This window comes from Bacillus sp. SIMBA_005, assembly GCF_046535585.1.
GTDB classification, from domain to species: domain Bacteria; phylum Bacillota; class Bacilli; order Bacillales; family Bacillaceae; genus Bacillus; species Bacillus pumilus.
This window is the reverse complement of record NZ_JAWRWI010000851.1, coordinates 1-251: the sequence shown is the minus strand read 5'-3', so window position 1 is coordinate 251 and position 251 is coordinate 1. Positions and strand designations below refer to the sequence as shown.

Annotated in this window: 1 pseudogene; it reads left to right on the top strand. The window is 47.0% G+C overall.

The window, feature by feature from the left end:
• Positions 1–251 (top strand): annotated as a pseudogene (locus tag SB660_RS22485) (energy-coupling factor ABC transporter ATP-binding protein); the annotation flags it as partial.

Below are 251 nucleotides of genomic sequence, written 5' to 3'. Positions count from 1 at the left end.
GAAGAAGTCCTTGATACTGTCAGACGCTTAAAAGATCAGGGCATGGCCACCGTCATTTCGATAACACATGACCTGGAAGAAGCCGCAAGGGCGGATAGGATCATTGTGATGAACGGCGGCAGGAAATATGCAGAGGGCACGCCTGAAGAGATTTTTAAATTAAATGAAGACTTGGTTCGCATCGGTCTTGATTTGCCTTTCTCATTCCAGCTCAGCCTGCTTTTGAAAGAAAGCGGACTGGCGTTAACGAA